Genomic DNA, 18,213 nt, shown 5'->3' on the forward strand with positions numbered 1-18,213 from the left:
GCCGCGCGCCGCGTCGCGGCCCCCCACGCCGCCGGCTGGCCGACCCGGCTGGCCGACGCCTGGCGTACGGCGGGTCGGGGCGAGCGGCTGCTCGCCGGCACGGTCGGCGGACTGCTGCTGGTCGAGCTGCTCATCGCCCTGCTGGCCGAGCCGAACAACTTCGACTCGCAGACCTACCACCTGCCCAAGGTGGAGCACTGGGTGGCCCGGGGCGGCCTGGACTTCTGGCCCACCGCCATCCACCGGCAGGTGACCATCCCGCCCGGCGCCGAGTACCTGCTGCTGCACCTGCGCCTGTTCACCGGCGGGGACGCGCTGCACAACCTGGTGCAGTGGGCGGCCGGCGTCGGCGTGCTGCTGGCGGCCACCCGGATCACCGCGCAGCTCGGCGGGGGGCGGCGGGCCCAGTTGCTGACCGCGTTCGTGCTCGCCACCACCCCGATGGTGGCGCTCCAGGCGACCAGCACCCAGACGGATCTGGTCTGCGCCGCCTGGGTGGCCTGCGCGGGCACGCTGGCGCTGGACGGGCTGCGCCGGCGCGCCGGGTTCGGGGCGGCGCTGGCGCTGGGGGCGGCCACCGGGCTGACCGCCCTGACCAAGACCAGCGGCCTGGCCGCGGTCGGGCCGCTGCTGCTGCTCTGGGGGCTGGCCCAGCTCCGGCTGGCCCGGACCGGCTCCGCGCCGGACCGCGCCGGGCCGCCCGGCCCGGTCCCCGAGACCCCCGGCCCGTCCCGGACCGGTGGCTGCCGGCCGCGGCGGCAGGTGCGCCGGACGGTCGCCGGGTCGGCGCTGATCCTGCTGGTCGCGGTGGTGGTGGTCGGGCCGTTCCTGGCCCGCGTGACCGCCGAGTTCGGGCATCCGCTCGGGCCGCCCCGGCTGCGCGAGTCCATTCCGATGGAACGGCACGACCCGCCGTCGCTGCTGGTCAACGCGCTGCGGATCGCGCACACCGCGTTCGACACGCCGCTCGCGCCGCTGCGCCGGGCCGGTGCCGAGGCGATCATCGGCGGTGCCGGGCTGATCGGGGTGGACCCGCAGGACCGCGCCACCACCTTCGGCCGGGAGCGGTTCCCGGTGCCGTCCTGGTACCCGGACGAGGACCGGGTGGCCTTTCCGCTGGCCGGGGCGCTGGCGGCGATCGGGGCGGCGGCCGCGCTGGTCCGACCCGGCCGGGTCAGCCCGACGCGGGCGGGGCCGCTGCGCGCGTACGCGGTGGTCGTGGTGGCGGCCGTGCTGCTGCACACCGCCATGATCAAGTGGCAGCCGTGGGGCAACCGCCTGCTGCTCTACGCGCTGGCACTGGCCGTACCGCTGGCGGGGCTCTGGCTGGACGCGCTGTTCCGGCGCCGGGCCGGCGGCGCGGGCGGACGGCGGCCGGTGGCGGCCGGGCTCGTGGTGAGCGTGCTGGCCACCTGCGCGCTGGCCGGGGTGCTCGCGGTGTCGTACGGCTTCCCGCGCCGGCTGGTCGGGGCGGGCTCGGTCTTCACCACCTCCGAGTGGGAGACCCGGTTCCTGCGGCGTCCCCAGTGGGCGGAGGAGTTCCGCTGGGCGGCCGACGCGGTACGCGCGACGGGCGCCCGCCGGATCGGCCTGGTGCAGCAGAACGACAACTGGGAGTACCCCTGGTGGCTGCTGCTGCGCGACGCGGACGGGCGCCCGCCGGAGCTGGTGGCGCTCCAGTCGGTGCTGCCCGAGCGCCCGCCGGCCGATCCGACCTCGGTGGACGCCGTCGTCTGCACGGGCAGCCGGCCGGCGTGCGCGGCGCTGGCGCCGGTGGGCTGGCGCGTGCAGTTCCGGGGCTACGTGGGCTACGCCCTCCCGCCGGGGAGCTGACCCGCCGGAAAGCCGCCGCGTGGTCCCTACGGTGACGCCGATCCGCCGGGAGCCCGGCCGATCGCTCCGGTGACGCCGCGCGGTTCGCCCGGTTCGCCCGGTTCTGCACTCTGCGCGCAACGATTCCGAGACGCATTCACATACCTCGAAGCCGACGCTACCTTCTGGTAACTCGATCGACGTCCCGCGATCGAGCCGAAAGGAGTGCGTCGATGCTTGGTTCCCCTGCCAGGCGCGAACGCGCGACCCGACGACGGGCGCTCACCGTCGTCGCCGCCGCCGCTCTCGTCCTGCCGATGCTCGCCGGAACGGCCTCCCCCGCCACCGCGGCCGACCGTCCGGCCATCCAGCCGCTCCCCGCCAACCTGGAGGCGATCCGCGCCGCCGAGGCCACCGCCCTCTACGGCGCGCCCGCCGTCCGCCCCATCGAGCAGCGCCGCACCGCGCTGATCACCATGGGCGACAGCGAGATCTCGGGCGAGGGGGTCGGCAACTACGTCCCCGGCACCCACCAGCCCGGCAACTGGTGCGACCGCTCGTACGACCAGGCGGTGTTCCGCACCGGCATCGCCGCCGACGAGAAGTACAACATCGCCTGCTCCGGGGCGACCCCGTGGAACCTGATCCGGGGCGGGCCGACCCAGCACAACGAGCTGAACCAGGGCGACCACCTCGCCATCAAGGCGCGCAACACGCACATCAGGCTGATCTGGGTGGTGGTCGGCGCCAACGGTGACGGCACGATCCAGTTCGGCCCGGTCGCCACCGACTGCACCGTCCGCCGGGTCCTCCTCCAGGGCGCCTGCTACCCCACCTACACCGACCAGTGGACCGTCCGCACCGACGGCAGCCGGCAGGCGGTCGAGGACGCCCTCGAAGACATCCGGCAGACCATGACCGGCGCCGGCTACCTGCGCTCGGACTACGAGCTGGCGCTCATGTCGTACCCGAGCCCGGGCAGCCCGGACGTGGAGGACAACCCGAACTTCCCCGGCTGGTACGCCGGCGGCTGCCTGCTCTACCTGGCCGACGCCGCGTTCGCCCGGAACAAGGCGGTGCCGATGTTCGAGTCGGCGCTGCGGGCGGCGGCGACCAACACGGGCACCCGCTACCTGGACGCCAGCCGGCTCTTCCACGGCCACGAGGTGTGCACGGACAACACGTCGGTGCGCGGGCTGCACATCGAGCTCGGCATCTGGGACGAGAACGCGGCGCGGCAGTCGTTCCACCCGAACAACCGGGGGCACGGCATGTTCGCCCAGTGCGTCACCCAGTTCTACAACTCCGGGCGGGAGCGGGCGACCTGTGTGGACCCGGCCAGCACCGGCAACGGCGTGCTCTACGACGGGCTCTTCGAGTTCAGGCAGCTGCGCAACGCCGCCACCGGCACCTGCGTCGACGGCAAGGGCTACGACTCGCGCAACGGCACCCCCCAGCAGTCGTACGGCTGTCACGGCGGGCGCAACCAGGGCTTCTGGTACGACCCGACCCGCCAGTCGCTGCACTCGGAGCTCTCCCACGACCGCTGCCTGGACGTCTCGGGCGGGTCGCTGAGCGCCGGTACGGCCGTGAACGTCCACGACTGCCACGGCGGCGCCAACCAGAAGTTCGTGCTCGCCGGCAACCAGATCAGGACGGCCGGCAACGGCAACCTCTGCGTGGCGTTCGACAACCCGTTGCTGGGCACCCCCCGGCTGCGGCTGGCCACCTGCTCCACCAGCACCCGCCAGCAGTGGTCCTTCGAGTCCCGCAACTTCGCCAACCCGGTGGGCTACGGGCACGACGACTTCATCGGCTCCCGCGTCTACTGAGACCGACCGGCCCGCGCGGGCGGTGCCGCCTCCCCCCGCGGGCCCCCCCCCCCGCGGGGGGGGCCCCGGCCCCGACCCCGTGAGGCGGAGGTACGAGTGGACGAGCGCACCCGGCTGCGGCTGGACGTCGCGTACGACGGGTCGGGCTTCTCCGGCTGGGCCGCCCAGCCGACGCGGCGCACGGTCGCCGGGGTGCTCGTGGAGGCCCTCGACCTGGTGCTCGGCGCGGGCACGGCGACCGGGCTGACCGTGGCGGGCCGCACCGACGCGGGGGTGCACGCCGCCGGGCAGGTCTGCCACGTCGACCTGCCGACCGCCGTGTGGCGGGAGCACGAGGGGCGGCTGCTGCGCCGACTCGCCCGGCTGCTCCCCACCGACGTCCGGGTACGCGCGATGGCCGAGGTGCCGGCGGACTTCGACGCCCGGTTCTCGGCCACCTTCCGCCGCTACGAGTACCGCGTCACCGACGCGCCCTGGGGCGCCGAGCCGCTGCGCCGGCACGAGATCCTGGCCTGGCCGAAGCCGCTGGACCTGGCCGCGCTGAACGCCGCCGCGGCGGGGCTGGTGGGGGAGCACGACTTCGCCGCGTACTGCCGGCGCAAGGAGAACGCCACCACGCTGCGCGAGGTGACCCGGCTGGACTGGCGGCGGGGCCCGGACGGGATCCTCGTGGCCACCGTGCAGGCCGACGCGTTCTGCCAGGCGATGGTGCGCAGCCTCGTCGGCGCGATGCTGGTCGCCGGGGACGGGCGTCGGCCGGTCGAGTGGCCGGGCAGCCTGCTGGCCCACCGGGAACGCTCCAGCGAGGTGACCGTGGCGCCGGCGCACGGGCTCACCCTGGTCGCCGTCGGCTACCCCGAGGACCCGGCCGAGTACGCCCGCCGCGCCGAGGCGACCCGCCGGCTGCGCGTACCCGTGGAGGGCTGACCGCCCGGGGCTCGCCTCGCCGGCCACCGGGGGCCGGATCGGCGGACCGGGGCTCGCATCGCCGGCCGCGCGGCGGACCGGGGGGAGGCGGTGCCGGGGCGGTCGCCCAGCGGGGCCCGCGCGCCCGTCCGCCGCAGAGCATCGTCGACCGTCAGGGGAGTGGAAGCCGTGCAGGAACCTCGCCGTGGACGGGACCTCGGCATCGTCGTCGGGACGCTGCCGACGGGACCGCTGAACGCCGTCACCGACGTGCCCGGCGTACGGGTGGGCCACACCACACTGGTCGACGGGAGCAGCATCCGGAGCGGGGTGACGGCGATCGTCCCGGATCAGCTGACCGACCGCCGGTCGCTGCCGGCGGGGCTGTTCGTGGGCAACGGGCACGGCAAGATGGTCGGTTCGACCCAGGTGGCCGAGCTGGGCGAGATCGAGACCCCCGTGGTGCTGACCGCGACGCTGTCGACGTTCCGGGCGGCGGACGCGCTGGTCACCTACATGCTCCGCCAGCCGGGCCGGGAAGCGGTCGAGTCGCTGAACCCGGTGGTGGCGGAGACCAACGACGGGTTCCTGTCCGACATCCGGGCGCGGCCGGTGCGGGCGGAGCACGTCCTCGGCGCGCTGGCGGAGGCCCGTGGCGGACTGCCCGCGGAGGGCGCCGTCGGCGCCGGTACGGGCACCGCGGCCCTCGGTTTCAAGGCCGGCATCGGGACGTCCTCGCGGCTCGCCACGACGTCCGGCGGCACGGTCACCGTCGGGGTGCTGGTGCAGGCCAACTTCTCGGGGGTGCTGCGGGTGTCCGGGGTGCCGATCCGGCCCGAGCAGGTGGGCGTGCCGACCCCGCCGCCCCCGCGCCGGCCCGAGCAGCCGGGGAACTCCTGCGTGATCGTGGTCGCCACGGACGGGCGTCTCGACGCGCGGCAGTTGGGTCGCGTCGCCCGCCGGGCCATCTTCGCCATGGCACTGGTCGGTTCGGATTTCGCCGGCGGCAGCGGCGACTACGCCCTGGCGTTCTCCACCGCCGAGACGCGGACACCGACCGCGCCGGAGTCCGACCTGGAGCCGGTCTTCGCGGCGGTGCTGGAGGCCGTGGAGGAGGCGCTGCTGAACTCGCTGTTCATGGCGCGCACCACCGTCGGCGTCAAGGGGCGGGTCAGGTACGCGGTCCCGCACGACCGGATGCTCGACCTGCTACGGGCGCACCGGGTCGTACTCCGGGCGTGAAAGGCCGGTGCCGACACGCGGAACGGGTGCGCGGCCGTGGCCCACGCACCCGTTCCCCGTCGCGATCCGGTCACTCGCCCCCGTCCTGCGTGCCGGTGTCGCCCGCGCCCTCGTCGGTCGGCTGGCCGGCCGTACCGCCGTCCGCCCGGCGCTCCAGCACGCCCCGGTTGAGGTGCAGCTCGATCATGTCGAAGAGGATCTCCCGGGCCTTCGTGTCGCCGGACCTGATGGTCTCGCCGTCACTGCGGGCGACCACCGCGTACGCGAGGTAGTGGCCGCGCACCTGCCAGCCGACGCGGGCCGGCGCGGTGGCGATCGCCGCGCTGTCCGCGTCGGCCGCCATGCCCCGGAACCGGCCCTCCCGCTCGTCGAGCAGCAGCCGGATCCGGTCCCGGGCGCGCTCGGCGTTGGCCCGGTCCGTCAGGTTGAACAACCCGGTGGTGACGAGGTGGTCGCCGTCGGGCGTCCGCAGCGTGGCCCGGACCACCTGGGTGCAGCCGAGGCGGACCAGCAGGTCGGCGACCTCACCGGTGGCGGCCACCGCGCAGCTGGCGCTGGACTGGCTCTTCAACACCCGGTAGGCGGGCTCCCCGTCGGCGACGACGAGCTGCTTGCCGGGGAAGAGTTCCTTGGCGGTCAGCGGCGCCTGGTCGGTCTCCCGGGAGTCGAGGACCTGTGTCTCGACCTCGGCGGACTCGGGCTGGGCGGTGGGGGTGGCCTGCGGGGTCCTGTCGCGCTCGGCCAGCAGGGCGGCGGCACCGAGGCCGCAGAGCGCGAGCAGCGCGAGGACGGCCGCGCCGCCGACCACGACCTGCCACAGCCGACCGCCGCCACCGCGCGGCGACCGACCGGCCGGCAGGGACGGCTCGACCGGCGACAGCGGCTGGACCGGCGGGGGCGGCTGGACCGGCGGGGGCAGGTGGGCCGGGGGCTGCTCCTCGGTGGGCGTGCGCAGCTGGGTGGGCGGCGGCGACACCTGCGTCGCGGCGCGGACCGGCGCCGGCGCGGCGGAGGGCAGCGCGACCGGTTTGGCGCGGGGCAGCGACGGCGTCGGGAAGCGGGACGGGGAGGGGCCGGCCGGGGGAGGCGGACCGGCACCGAGCACCGACCGGTCGGACCCGGGCTCCGGGTACTCCATGAATGCGTCCTCATCGGACTCGTACCGATACACCATGTCGCCCAGAGTAGGAGGCATTGTCCCTTTAGGCGTGAATAATGGGAAATTGGCGCGGGATCGTTCCGCCTCGTGTTGCGCACCCGCGCCGCCGTGCCGGGTCCTGTGCCGCCGTGCCGGGCCCGCGGCGTCGTGCCGGGCGGCGGTGCGAGAATTGCCGGCGTGACCGGCGAACACTACTTCACCGCTGAACCCACGACCGCCGCCAACCCGCGCGAGGTCGAGTTCTCCGTCGCCGGCCGCGACTACGCACTGGCCTCCTCCGCCGGCGTCTTCTCCGCCGCCCGCCTCGACCCCGGCACGGCGGTGCTGCTGCGCAAGGCCGACCTGCCGTCCGCCGGGACCACCGGTGCCCTGCTCGACCTCGGCTGCGGCTTCGGGCCGATCACCTGCGTCCTCGCCAGCTCGGCGCCCTCGGCCACCGTCTGGGCCGTCGACGTCAACGAACGGGCCCGGGAACTCACCGCGGCCAACGCCGCGCGGGTCGGCGCGGCCGACCGGGTACGCGTCGCCGCGCCGGACGACGTACCCGCCGACCTGACCTTCGCCGAGCTCTGGTCCAACCCCCCGATCCACGTCGGCAAGGACGAGCTGCACGGGATCCTGCTGCGCTGGCTGCCCCGGCTCGCCCCGGACGGCGTCGCCTGGCTGGTGGTGGCCCGCTACCTCGGCGGGGACTCGTTGCAGCGCTGGCTGGTCGAGCGGGGCTGGCAGGTGGGGCGGCACGCCAGCCAGAAGGGCTACCGGGTGCTGCGGGTCACCCGGTAAATGGTTGGGCCGCCGGGCCCGTGCTCGGGCAGGATGCCGACGTGGGATACGTGGACGTGGCAGCGGTCGGGCACATCCTTCCCGACGGTCGGGAGCTCTTCGCCGACGTGTCGTTCCGGGTCGGGGAGGGCGCGAAGGTGGCCCTGGTCGGGCCCAACGGCGCCGGCAAGACGACGCTGCTGCGGATGGTCGCCGGCGACCTGCCGGTGAAGACCGGCGCGATCGCGCGCTCCGGCGGGCTGGGCGTGATGCGCCAGTTCATCGGGATGATCGGCGACGAGTCCACGCTGGCCGACCTGGCCCTGTCGCTGGCTCCGCCGGCGCTGCGCGACGCCGGTCGCCGCCTGGTCGAGACCGAGGGGGCCATGCGCGCGGCCGAGGTCCGCGGCAAGTACAGCACCGCCGCCGGCAAGGCCCAGCTGGCGTACGCGGACGCGCTCGCGGCCTGGGGCGAGGTCGGCGGCTACGACGCCGAGGTGCTCTTCGACACGGTCGCCACCATCGTGCTCGGCCTGCCCTGGGACAGCGCCCGGGAACGGCCCGTCCGGACGCTCTCCGGCGGCCAGCAGAAGCGCTTCGCCCTCGAACTGCTGCTCCGCGGCCCCGACGAGGTGCTGCTCCTCGACGAGCCGGACAACTTCCTCGACGTGCCGGGCAAGCGCTGGCTGGAGGGGCGGCTGCGCGAGTCCGGCAAGTCGGTGCTCTACGTCTCGCACGACCGGGAACTGCTCGCCCACACCGCCGACCGGGTGGTCGCCGTGGAGGGTGGCAGCGCGTGGGTGCACCCGGGCGGCTTCGCGAGCTGGCACGAGGCTCGGGTGGCCCGGCACGCGCGCCTCGACGAGCTGCGCAAGCGGTGGGACGAGGAGCACCAGAAGCTGCGCGAGCTGATGCTGATGTACAAGCAGAAGGCCGCGTACAACGACGGGATGGCGTCGCGCTACCAGGCCGCGCAGACCCGGCTGCGCAAGTTCGAGGAGGCCGGGCCACCGCCCGTACCGCCGAAGGACCAGGACATCCGGATGAAACTGACCGGCGGGCGGACCGGCAAGCGCGCGGTGGTCTGCGAGCAGTTGGAGCTCGACGGCCTGACCTTCCCGTTCGACCTGGAGATCTGGTACGGCGACCGGGTCGCGGTGCTCGGCGCCAACGGCACGGGGAAGTCGCACTTCCTGCGGCTGCTGGCCCGGGGCGGCACCGACCCCGACCCCGCCAACGGCCCGGTCGACGGCGCCCTCGCGCTCGCGCCGGTGGCGCACGACGGGGTGGCCCGGCTCGGCGCGCGGGTGCGCCCGGGGCACTTCTCGCAGACCCACGACCGGCCGGAGCTGATGGGGAGGACCCTCGTCGAGATCCTCTGGCGGGGCGACGAGCACCGGGCCGGCATGGACCGGCACGCCGCGATGGCGGCGCTGAGTCGGTACGAGCTGGCCGGGCAGGGCGACCAGCGGTTCGGCACCCTCTCCGGCGGACAGCAGGCGCGCTTCCTGGTGCTGCTGCTGGAGCTGTCCGGCGCGACGCTGCTGCTGCTCGACGAGCCCACCGACAACCTCGACCTGGCGTCGGCGGAGGCGCTGGAGGCCGGGCTGACCGCGTTCGAGGGGACCGTGGTGGCGGTGACCCACGACCGCTGGTTCACCCGCTCCTTCGACCGGTTCGTGCTCTTCCGCGGCGACAACGAGGTGGTGGAGACCCCGGAGCCGGTCTGGGACGTGGCGTGATCCCCGCCGACCTGGCCGACCGCCTCTGCGCGGTCGGCGGGGTCGTCGCCGTCGCCCTCGGCGGCAGCCGGGCCCGGGGCGAGCACCGGCCGGACTCCGACTGGGACCTCGGCCTCTACTACCGGGGCGAGCTGGACGTGCCGGGGCTGCGCGCCGTCGCCGCCTCGGTCGCCGACGAGGAGGTCGAGCTGACCCCGCCCGGCGGCTGGGGGCCGTGGGTCGACGGCGGCGGGTGGCTGCGCGTCGGCGGTACGGCGGTCGACTGGATCTACCGCGACCTCGACCGGGTGCACCGGATCTGGGCCGACTGCCGGGCCGGTCGCTACGAGGTCGGCGTGCAGGCCGGGCACCCGCTCGGGTTCTACTCGTCCGCCTACGCCGGCGAGGTGGCGCTCTGCCGGGTGCTCGGCGACCCGACCGGTGAGCTGACCGCGCTGCGGGAGGAGACCCGCGCGTACCCGCCGGCCCTGGCCGACGCCCTGACGGCCGGCGGGTGGGAGGCCCGGTTCCTGGTCGACGGCGCGGCCAAGGCGGTTGCGGCCGGTGACGGCGGGTACGTGGCCGGCTGCCTGTTCCGGGCGGTCGGCGTACTCGCCCAGGTGCTGCACGCCCGGGCCGGGCGGTGGCTGGTCAACGAGAAGGGCATGATCGCCGCCGCCGGGCGGCTGCCGGGCGCGCCACCCGACTTCGCCCGGCGGGCGCAGGGGCTGCTCGGGGCGGTCGGACACACGCCGGACGAGCTGGCCGGCACGCTCGCCGCCGCCCGGCGGCTCGTCGCCGACGTCCTGGACCGAGCCGACCTGGCGGCCCTCCACGAATGCGTGCCGGTCGATGGGATGGGGCGTGCCGGGCCGGGCGGCATAGGGTGGATCTCGTGACTGAGATGACCTACCGCCGGTTGGGCGACTCCGGGCTCGTGGTGTCCGTGGTCGGCATCGGCTGCAACAACTTCGGCCGCAAGCTCGACCTCGACGGCACCCGGGCGGTGGTCGCCGCCGCGCTCGACGCCGGAATCAACTTCTTCGACACCGCCGACATCTACGGCGAGCCGCAGGGCGGCTCCGAGGAGCTGCTGGGCCAGGCGCTCAAGGGCCGGCGCGACGACGTGGTGGTGGCCACCAAGTTCGGCATGGACATGAACGGCATGAACGGCCCCGACTTCGGCGCCCGGGGCGCGCGTCGCTACATCGCCCGGGCGGTCGAGGCGTCGCTGCGCCGACTCGGCACCGACCACATCGACCTGTACCAGATGCACGAGCCCGACCCGGGCACCCCGATCGACGAGACGCTCGCCGCGCTCGACGACCTCGTCCGCGCCGGCAAGGTCCGTTACCTGGGCAACTCCAACTTCGCCGGCTGGCAGATCGCGGACGCGGACTGGGTGGCGTCGTCGAACGGCCGGTCCAGGTTCATCAGCGCGCAGAACCACTACAGCCTGCTGGAGCGCGGCGTCGAGGCCGAGGTGGTGCCGGCGTGCGAGCGGTTCGGCCTCGGGCTGCTGCCGTTCTTCCCGCTGGCCAACGGGCTGCTCACCGGCAAGTACAAGCGGAACGAGGCCCCGCCGGCCGGCAGCCGCCTCGCCGGTGGCGGCCGGTACGCCCAGCGACTCGCCGCCGCCGACTGGGACACCATCGAGGCGATCGAGGCGTACGCCGCCGAGCGGGGCCTGTCGATGCTCCAGGTGGCGATCGGCGGGCTGGCCGCCCAGCCGGCGGTGACCTCGGTGATCGCCGGCGCCACCACGCCCGAGCAGGTACGCGCCAACGCGGAGGCGGGCACCTGGCAGCCCACCGACGAGGATCTCGACGCCCTGCGCGCCGTCCTCTGACACCCGCCCCCGCCCCCGGCACCGCAGCACTGCGGCACCGGGGGCGGTGCGCTGCGCGCGGCACCCACACCCGCGCCTGCGCGAGGTTCGGTGGAACGCCCTTCGGCGACGGCGGCGCTGCCCCGGAACGGCAGGAAGGCGAGCCGGGGCGGTACCCGGGTGGCGGAGGACATCCGGACAGCATGGCGTGACGGGACGGTCACGCGCCGCCCCGACCGTCGGGATCGGGCGGTCGGTGTGAAATCCGCATCCCGACCTTGGCGGATCCGGCGATCCGTCGTACGGTGACACCCGCAAGTGACCCACGGGAGCCCGGTACACCGGGCTGAGAGGGGGGCTGTGAGCCCCCGACCGTCGAACCTGATCCGGGTAATGCCGGCGCAGGGAGGAGTGTTGCCGTGCCGTCCCTCGGGCGACTGCATCTCATCACCGACACCCGACCCGGGCGGGATCCGCTCGCCGTGCTGCGGGCCGCCCTTCCGGTGGCCCGCGCGGAACTGGTCGTGCAGGTCCGGGTGACCGACGACGCCACCGACCGGGAGGCGTACGACCTGGCCCGCCGGGCGGTCGCGCTCTGCGCCCGGTACGACGCCACCTGCCTGGTGAACGACCGGCTGCACGTGGCGCTGGCGGTGGGTGCCGCTGGTGGGCACGTCGGCGCGGACGACCTGCCGGTCGGGGCGGCCCGCCGGGTGCTCGGCGCGACCGCCGTGCTCGGCGCCACCGCCCGCGAGCCGGGGACGGCCGCCGAGGCGGTCGCCGCCGGGGCCAGCTACCTGGGCGTGGGCCCCTGCCACGCCACCAGCACCAAGGCGGGGCTGCCGGCGCCGATCGGCCCGGCGGGGGTACGCGCCGTCGCCGACGCCGTGGACGTGCCGGTCGTCGCGATCGGCGGGGTGACCGCCGCCAGGGTTCCCGCGTTGGTGGCCGCGGGGGCGTACGGGGTGGCGGTGGTGGGGGCGCTCTCCGGGGCGGCCGACCCGGCCCGGGCGACGGCGGAGCTGCTGGGAGCGCTGGGGTGCTGACCCGACCGGACGTCGCCGTGGTGGGGGCGGGACCGGTCGGGCTGGCGATCGCCTGGCGCTGCGCGGCGCGCGGGCTCCGGGTCGTCGTGCACGACCCCGCCCCGGGCCGCGGCGCGTCCCACGTCGCCGCCGGGATGCTCGCCCCGGTCGCCGAGGCGTACTTCGGCGAGCACGAGTTGACCGGGCTGCTGACCGCCTCCGCCGCCCGCTGGCCGGCGTTCGCCGCCGAACTGACCGCCGCCAGCGGTGTCGACGTCGGCTACCGGACCGAGGGCACGCTGATGGTCGGGCTCACCGCCGACGACCTGGCCGAGGCGCGCCGGCTGTGGGCGTACCAGCAGGGGATCGGACTGCCGGTGACGCCGCTGCGCCCCTCGGCGCTGCGGGACCGCGAGCCGGCGCTGGCGCCCCGGGTGCGCGGCGGCGCGCTCGCCGCCACCGACCACCAGGTCGACCCGCGCCGGCTCGTGCCCGCGCTGCGCAGGGCCGCCGAGCGGGCCGGCGCCACTCTGGTCCCCGCCGCCGTGCGCGCCCTGTCCGACGTGGACGCCGGGGTCACGGTGGTCGCGGCCGGCTGCGGCGCGGCCGCCCTGACGGGGCTGCCGGTGCGGCCGGTGAAGGGGCAGGTGGTCCGGCTCCGCGCGCCCGGCGGCGGCGTGCCGGGCTTTCGGCACGTCATCCGGGGGTACGCCGACGGCGAGCACGTCTACCTCGTCCCCCGCGCGGACGGGGAGGTGGTGGTGGGCGCGACCGTCGAGGAGCGCTCCGACACCGACGTGTCCGCCGGGGCGGTGCTGCGCCTGCTCCGCGCCGCCGTCGACCTGCTGCCCGAGCTGGCCGGGTACGACCTGGTCGAGACCCTCGCCGGCCTGCGTCCCGGCACCCCCGACAACGCCCCCATCCTCGGCCCGCTGCCCGGCCGGCCTGGCGTGCTCGCCGCGACCGGACACCACCGGCACGGCATCGTGCTCACCCCGGTCACCGCCGACCTGATCGCCGACCTGGTCGGTACGGGTGTGGCGGACCCGATGCTCGCCCCCTTCACCCCGGCCCGCTTCGCGCCGGCCGCGCCCGCCGGGCCCACCGCCCGCCCGCCCTCATCCGAGGAGGAGCACACGTGGAACTGACGGTGAACGGCGCCGGGCGCAGCCTGCCCGGCGGCTCGACCGTGGCGGACCTGGTCCGCGCGGTCACCGACCAGCAGCGCGGCCTCGCCGTCGCGGTCAACGGGGAGGTGGTGCCGCGTACGGGCTGGCCGACGACCCTGCTGCGCGAGGGCGACCGCGTCGAGGTGCTCAGCGCCGCCCAGGGCGGGTGACGCGGTGAGCTTCGACCTGGGGGGCGTGCGACTCACGTCCCGGCTGATCCTCGGCACCGGCGGCGCGGCCAACCTGCGCGTGCTGGAGGACGCGATCCGTGCCTCCGGCACCGAACTGGTCACCCTGGCCCTGCGCCGGGTCGACACCGCCCCCGGCACCGCCGGCGGGCTGCTGGACCTGCTGGACCGCTGCGGCGTGAAGCTGCTGCCGAACACCGCCGGCTGCTACACGGCGGGCGAGGCGGTCAAGGTGGCGCACCTGGCCCGGGAGGCGTTCGGCACCGACTGGGTGAAGCTGGAGGTGATCGGCGACGAGCGCACGCTGCTGCCCGACGGGGTGGAGCTGCTGCGCGCCGCCGAGGAGCTCGTCGCGGACGGGTTCGTCGTGCTGCCGTACACGTCGGACGACCCGATCCTGGCACGCCGGCTGGCCGACGTCGGCTGCGCCGCGGTGATGCCGGCGGGCGCGCCGATCGGCTCCGGCCTGGGCGTGTCGAACCCGCACCACATCCGGCTGATCCGGCAGGGCGTCGACGTGCCGGTGATCCTGGACGCCGGCATCGGCACCGCCTCGGACGCCGCGCTGGCCATGGAGCTGGGCTGCGACGCGGTACTGCTCGCCAGCGCGGTCACCCGCGCCGCCGACCCGGTGGCGATGGCGACGGCGATGCGGTACGCGGTCGAGGCGGGCCGGCTCGCGTACCGGGCGGGCCGGATCGCGCGGCGCTTCCACGCGCTCGCCTCCACCCCGGACGAGGGGCGGCCCGACCTGTGACCGGCCCCGGTCTCGTTCATGCGGATCTTGGTGCGGAAGCGCCCCTGGAGGGGCCGTTCCGTGCCAAGACCTCGCGCGCACCGGCCGGCGTCGTGCTGTTGACGGACCGGTGGCAGGCGGGGCGGCCGTTGGTCGAGGTCGTTGCCGGGGCGGTGGCCGGGGGAGTGCGGTGGGTGGTGCTGCGCGAGAGGGATCTGCCCCGGGCCGAGCGCGCCGCCCTCGCCGTCGAGCTGCGGGCAGTCCTCGCCGAGGTCGGCGGCACGCTGGTGGTGGCCGGGCCGGACCCGCTCGACGGGGACGCCGTGCACCTGCCGTCGGCCGGCCCGTACCCGCCGCCGCGTCTCGGCCTGGTCGGCCGCTCCTGCCACGACCGGGCCGAGCTGGCCAGGCTCACCACGGAGGACTACGCCACCCTCTCGCCCGTCTACCCGACCAGATCCAAACCCGGCTACGGCCCACCCCTGCACCCTCGGGGGCTGGCCGAGCTGATCACGGTCAGCCCGGCGCCGATCCTGGCTCTCGGCGGAGTGGAGACCCCGGGGCAGGTGCACGCCTGCGTCGAGGCGGGCGCCGTGGGTGTGGCGGTGCTGGGTGCCGTCATGCGCGCCGACGACCCCGAGGAGGCAGCCGCCACCCTCACGGCAGCCGCCGACGCGGCGAGCCGGACCCGGCATGGCCGGTCGGATCTTGCCGATGTGGCGCGCAGCCGGCACGACCGCACGGCGGTCTCCAGGACGGGGCTGCGGCCGGCCGTGCCCACGGAGGGATCAAGCCTGACCGCCCGGAGTGGGCGCGGTCGGCCGCAGCCCTCAACCGTCACCACCGCGATCACAGACGGTCGGACGACGAGCAGGGACGGTGGGCCGCACCCGGGCGCGACCAGGGGAGAGGGACAGTGACGCCGACGACCGTGCTCACCATCGCCGGGTCGGACTCCGGCGCGGGCGCCGGCATCCAGGCCGACCTGAAGGTCTTCGCGGCCCTCGGCGCGTACGGCACCAGCGTGCTCACGGCGGTCACCGCGCAGAACACGAGGGGCGTCGACGCCGTGCTGCCACTGCCGCCGCGCACGGTCACCGAGCAGCTCGACAGCGTGCTCGCCGACTTCACCGTCCGCGCCGTCAAGACGGGCATGCTCGGCACCCCGGCGGTCGCCGACGCGGTGGCCGACGCCGCCGAGGACGGCCGGCTGCCGCACCTCGTCGTCGACCCGGTGCTCGTCGCCACCAGCGGGCACCGGCTGGGCGTGGTCGCCGCCGTCGAGCGGCTGCTGCCGTACGCGCGGGTGGCGACGCCGAACTGCGCGGAGGCCGCGGCCATCACCGGACGCCCGGTGACCACGGTCGAGGAGATGGTCGCCGCCGCCGAGGCGCTCGCGGCGGGCGGCCCGGCGCACGTCGTGGTGACCGGCGGCGACGTGGACGCCGACGGCGAGGCGGTCGACGTGCTGCACGGCGGCGGCGTCACCACCCTGCTGCGCGCGCCCCGGGTCGACACCCGGCACAACCACGGCACCGGGTGCTCGTTCTCGGCGGCGATCGCCGTCCGGTTGGCGCTCGGCGACCCGGTGCCGACGGCGGTCGCCGCCGCCAAGGAGTACGTCCTCCGCGCGCTGACCGGCGCGCGGGACTGGGAGCTGGGCGCGGGACGCGGCCCGCTGGACCACTTCGGCTGGTCCGCTTGATCACCAGGGAGGCTGTCATGCAGGCACGTCGCAAGGTGTACGTGGAGGGGTCCCGGCCGGACGTCCGGGTGCCGTTCGCCGAGGTGGAACTGACCGGTGACAACCCGCCGCTGCGGCTCTACGACACCTCCGGACCCGGCTCCGACCCGGAGGTCGGGCTGCCGCCGCTGCGCGGAGCGTGGATCGCCGAGCGCGGCGACGTGGCCCCGGTGCGGGGCGCGGGCACCCCGCTCGCCGGCGCCGACGGCCGGCGTCCCACCCAGCTCGCGTACGCGCGGGCCGGGGTGGTGACCCCGGAGATGGAGTTCGTGGCGATCCGGGAGGGGATGGCGCCGGAGTTCGTCCGGGACGAGATCGCCGCCGGGCGGGCCGTGCTGCCGCTCAACGTCAACCACCCCGAGTGCGAGCCGGCGATCATCGGCAAGGCGTTCCTGGTGAAGGTGAACGCCAACATCGGCACCTCGGCGGTCACCTCGTCGGTCGCCGAGGAGGTGGAGAAGCTGACCTGGGCCACCCGGTGGGGCGCGGACACGGTGATGGACCTGTCGACCGGCAGGCGGATCCACGAGACGCGCGAGGCGATCGTGCGGAACTCGCCGGTGCCGATCGGCACCGTGCCGATCTACCAGGCGCTGGAGAAGGTCGGCGGCGACCCGGTGAAGCTGAGCTGGGAGGTGTTCCGGGAGACCGTGATCGAGCAGGCCGAGCAGGGCGTCGACTACATGACGGTGCACGCCGGGGTGCTGCTGCCGTACGTGCCGCTGGCGGTGGACCGGGTGACCGGGATCGTGTCGCGGGGCGGCTCGATCATGGCGGCCTGGTGCCTGGCGCACCACGAGGAGAACTTCCTCTACACGAACTTCCGCGAGCTGTGCGAGATCCTGGCTTGCTACGACGTGACCTTCTCGCTCGGCGACGGGCTGCGCCCCGGCTCGATCGCGGACGCCAACGACGAGGCGCAGTTCGCCGAGCTGCGCACCCTGGGCGAGCTGACGAAGGTCGCCTGGGAGCACGACGTCCAGGTGATGATCGAGGGGCCCGGCCACGTGCCGATGCACAAGATCAAGGAGAACGTGGACCTCCAGCAGGAGTGGTGCCACGAGGCGCCGTTCTACACCCTCGGCCCGCTGACCACGGACATCGCCCCCGCGTACGACCACATCACGTCGGCGATCGGCGCGGCGATGATCGGCATGTTCGGCACCGCCATGCTCTGCTACGTGACCCCGAAGGAGCACCTGGGGCTGCCGGACCGCGACGACGTGAAGGCCGGCGTGATCGCGTACAAGATCGCGGCCCACGCGGCCGACCTGGCCAAGGGGCACCCGGGCGCGCAGGCGTGGGACGACGCGCTGTCCAAGGCCCGGTTCGAGTTCCGCTGGGAGGATCAGTTCAACCTCTCGCTGGACCCGGAGACCGCGCGGTCGTACCACGACGCGACGCTGCCGGCGGAGCCGGCGAAGACCGCGCACTTCTGCTCGATGTGCGGCCCGAAGTTCTGCTCCATGAAGATCACCCAGGAGCTGAAGGAGTACGCGGCGCGCGGCATGCGGGACAAGTCGGAGGAGTTCCTCTCCTCGGGCGGGCGGGTCTACCTGCCGCTCGCCTGAGCCGCCGCGGCTGCCCGCCGGGGAGACGGCCGCCGAACCGACGCCCCGCGTCCCGGGTGGGTCAGTCGCGGTGGTGGCGGCCGGTGGAGCGCAACGACCGCCGGCCGCTCTCCTGCTCGGGCTCGTTGTCCGGGACCGGCTTGCTCAGCCCGGTGACCCAGTCCACGTACTCCTCTTCCTGCGCCGGCAGCGGCTCGGTCTCCCGGTCGGCCGGGGCGGCGTCCTCGGCCCGGGACCGGTTGCGGCGGAACAGGCCCAGCCGGCCCCGGCCCCGCCCGGCGGGCTGCTCGGCCTCGGCGGGCGACGCGGATCCGGGCGACGACGCCTGCGCCCCGGCGGCGGGGGCGCCGTTCTCCGGCGCGGCGTCGACGGACGCCGGGGCGGGGCCGCCCCGGCGCGCGGTGGAGAGGGCCTCCCAGTTCGCGGCCCGGGCCAGGTCGGGCATCGGGGCCCGGTGGCGGGGCCACGCCTCGTCCGCCGACCACGGCTCGACGTCCGGTACGGCCGGACGCTCGGCG

The 18,213-nt window shown here is 75.4% G+C and carries 15 protein-coding genes, 2 pseudogenes and 1 riboswitch; of the genes and pseudogenes, 15 read left to right on the forward strand and 2 right to left on the reverse strand.

The annotated features are described in order from the left end of the window. The 4 genes from AB0G13_RS28830 to AB0G13_RS28845 form a co-directional block, all read left to right on the forward strand. Positions 1 to 1,833: hypothetical protein (locus tag AB0G13_RS28830; RefSeq protein ID WP_357880829.1), on the forward strand; the 1,833-nt coding region annotated here is incomplete at its 5' end. Between the two features lie 212 nt (positions 1,834 to 2,045). After that, on the forward strand, positions 2,046 to 3,644 hold the full coding sequence (locus tag AB0G13_RS28835; RefSeq protein ID WP_357880832.1) for a ricin-type beta-trefoil lectin domain protein: 1,599 nt from the start codon (positions 2,046 to 2,048) through the stop codon (positions 3,642 to 3,644). A 96-nt stretch (positions 3,645 to 3,740) separates the two neighbouring features. Beyond that, positions 3,741 to 4,571, forward strand: a complete 831-nt coding sequence (truA, locus tag AB0G13_RS28840) for a tRNA pseudouridine(38-40) synthase TruA (RefSeq protein WP_357880835.1) — start codon at positions 3,741 to 3,743, stop codon at positions 4,569 to 4,571. Between the two features lie 168 nt (positions 4,572 to 4,739). Continuing rightward, a complete protein-coding gene (locus AB0G13_RS28845) occupies positions 4,740 to 5,792 on the forward strand; it encodes a P1 family peptidase (RefSeq protein WP_357880838.1) in 1,053 nt (350 codons plus the stop codon). 70 nt (positions 5,793 to 5,862) lie between these two features. Here AB0G13_RS28845 and AB0G13_RS28850 read toward each other — a convergent pair whose 3' ends face one another. Continuing rightward, entirely contained in the window at positions 5,863 to 6,966 is a 1,104-nt protein-coding gene (locus AB0G13_RS28850; RefSeq protein ID WP_357880841.1) for a hypothetical protein, read from the reverse strand. Positions 6,967 to 7,128: 162 nt separating this feature from the next. Between AB0G13_RS28850 and AB0G13_RS28855 the strand changes: the two genes are divergently transcribed. From AB0G13_RS28855 to thiC, 11 genes and pseudogenes are all read left to right on the forward strand, one after another. Further along, positions 7,129 to 7,734: a methyltransferase gene (locus AB0G13_RS28855; protein WP_357880844.1), complete on the forward strand. Its 606-nt coding sequence runs from the start codon at positions 7,129 to 7,131 to the stop codon at positions 7,732 to 7,734. 41 nt (positions 7,735 to 7,775) lie between these two features. Continuing rightward, positions 7,776 to 9,455 carry an ATP-binding cassette domain-containing protein gene (locus AB0G13_RS28860; protein WP_357880847.1) on the forward strand — a complete coding sequence of 560 codons (1,680 nt, stop codon included), beginning with the start codon at positions 7,776 to 7,778 and terminating at the stop codon, positions 9,453 to 9,455. Continuing rightward, complete coding sequence (locus AB0G13_RS28865) at positions 9,452 to 10,333, forward strand: nucleotidyltransferase domain-containing protein (protein ID WP_357880849.1); 882 nt, start codon at positions 9,452 to 9,454, stop codon at positions 10,331 to 10,333. Before AB0G13_RS28860 ends, AB0G13_RS28865 begins: the two co-directional genes overlap by 4 nt. Then, positions 10,321 to 11,283 (forward strand): aldo/keto reductase, encoded by a 963-nt coding sequence (locus AB0G13_RS28870; protein WP_357880852.1) that lies wholly within the window; start codon positions 10,321 to 10,323, stop codon positions 11,281 to 11,283. The genes AB0G13_RS28865 and AB0G13_RS28870 overlap by 13 nt, the downstream gene beginning before the upstream one ends. A gap of 295 nt (positions 11,284 to 11,578) precedes the next feature. After that, positions 11,579 to 11,687: riboswitch (TPP riboswitch) on the forward strand. After that, the gene (gene thiE / locus AB0G13_RS28875) at positions 11,682 to 12,308 is read left to right on the forward strand and encodes a thiamine phosphate synthase (protein WP_357880855.1); all 627 of its coding nucleotides are present in this window, start codon (positions 11,682 to 11,684) and stop codon (positions 12,306 to 12,308) included. (Overlaps the previous riboswitch by 6 nt.) After that, entirely contained in the window at positions 12,302 to 13,435 is a 1,134-nt protein-coding gene (gene thiO, locus AB0G13_RS28880) for a glycine oxidase ThiO (RefSeq protein WP_357880858.1), read from the forward strand. Before thiE ends, thiO begins: the two co-directional genes overlap by 7 nt. After that, complete coding sequence (gene thiS, locus AB0G13_RS28885; RefSeq protein ID WP_357880861.1) at positions 13,426 to 13,626, forward strand: sulfur carrier protein ThiS; 201 nt, start codon at positions 13,426 to 13,428, stop codon at positions 13,624 to 13,626. The genes thiO and thiS overlap by 10 nt, the downstream gene beginning before the upstream one ends. A 4-nt stretch (positions 13,627 to 13,630) precedes the next feature. Then, a complete protein-coding gene (locus AB0G13_RS28890) occupies positions 13,631 to 14,401 on the forward strand; it encodes a thiazole synthase (RefSeq protein WP_357880864.1) in 771 nt (256 codons plus the stop codon). 44 nt (positions 14,402 to 14,445) lie between these two features. Then, positions 14,446 to 15,018 (forward strand): annotated as a pseudogene (locus tag AB0G13_RS28895) (thiamine phosphate synthase); the annotation flags it as partial. Positions 15,019 to 15,296: 278 nt separating this feature from the next. Beyond that, positions 15,297 to 16,085 carry a bifunctional hydroxymethylpyrimidine kinase/phosphomethylpyrimidine kinase gene (gene thiD / locus AB0G13_RS28900; protein ID WP_357880867.1) on the forward strand — a complete coding sequence of 263 codons (789 nt, stop codon included), beginning with the start codon at positions 15,297 to 15,299 and terminating at the stop codon, positions 16,083 to 16,085. 17 nt (positions 16,086 to 16,102) lie between these two features. Continuing rightward, entirely contained in the window at positions 16,103 to 17,695 is a 1,593-nt protein-coding gene (thiC, locus tag AB0G13_RS28905; protein ID WP_357880869.1) for a phosphomethylpyrimidine synthase ThiC, read from the forward strand. A gap of 61 nt (positions 17,696 to 17,756) precedes the next feature. On the opposite strand, the pseudogene AB0G13_RS28910 reads toward thiC, so the two are convergent. Continuing rightward, positions 17,757 to 18,213 (reverse strand): annotated as a pseudogene (locus tag AB0G13_RS28910) (hypothetical protein); the annotation flags it as partial.

The sequence above is a fragment of the Micromonospora sp. NPDC023633 genome (assembly GCF_040640035.1).
Classification (GTDB): domain Bacteria; phylum Actinomycetota; class Actinomycetes; order Mycobacteriales; family Micromonosporaceae; genus Micromonospora.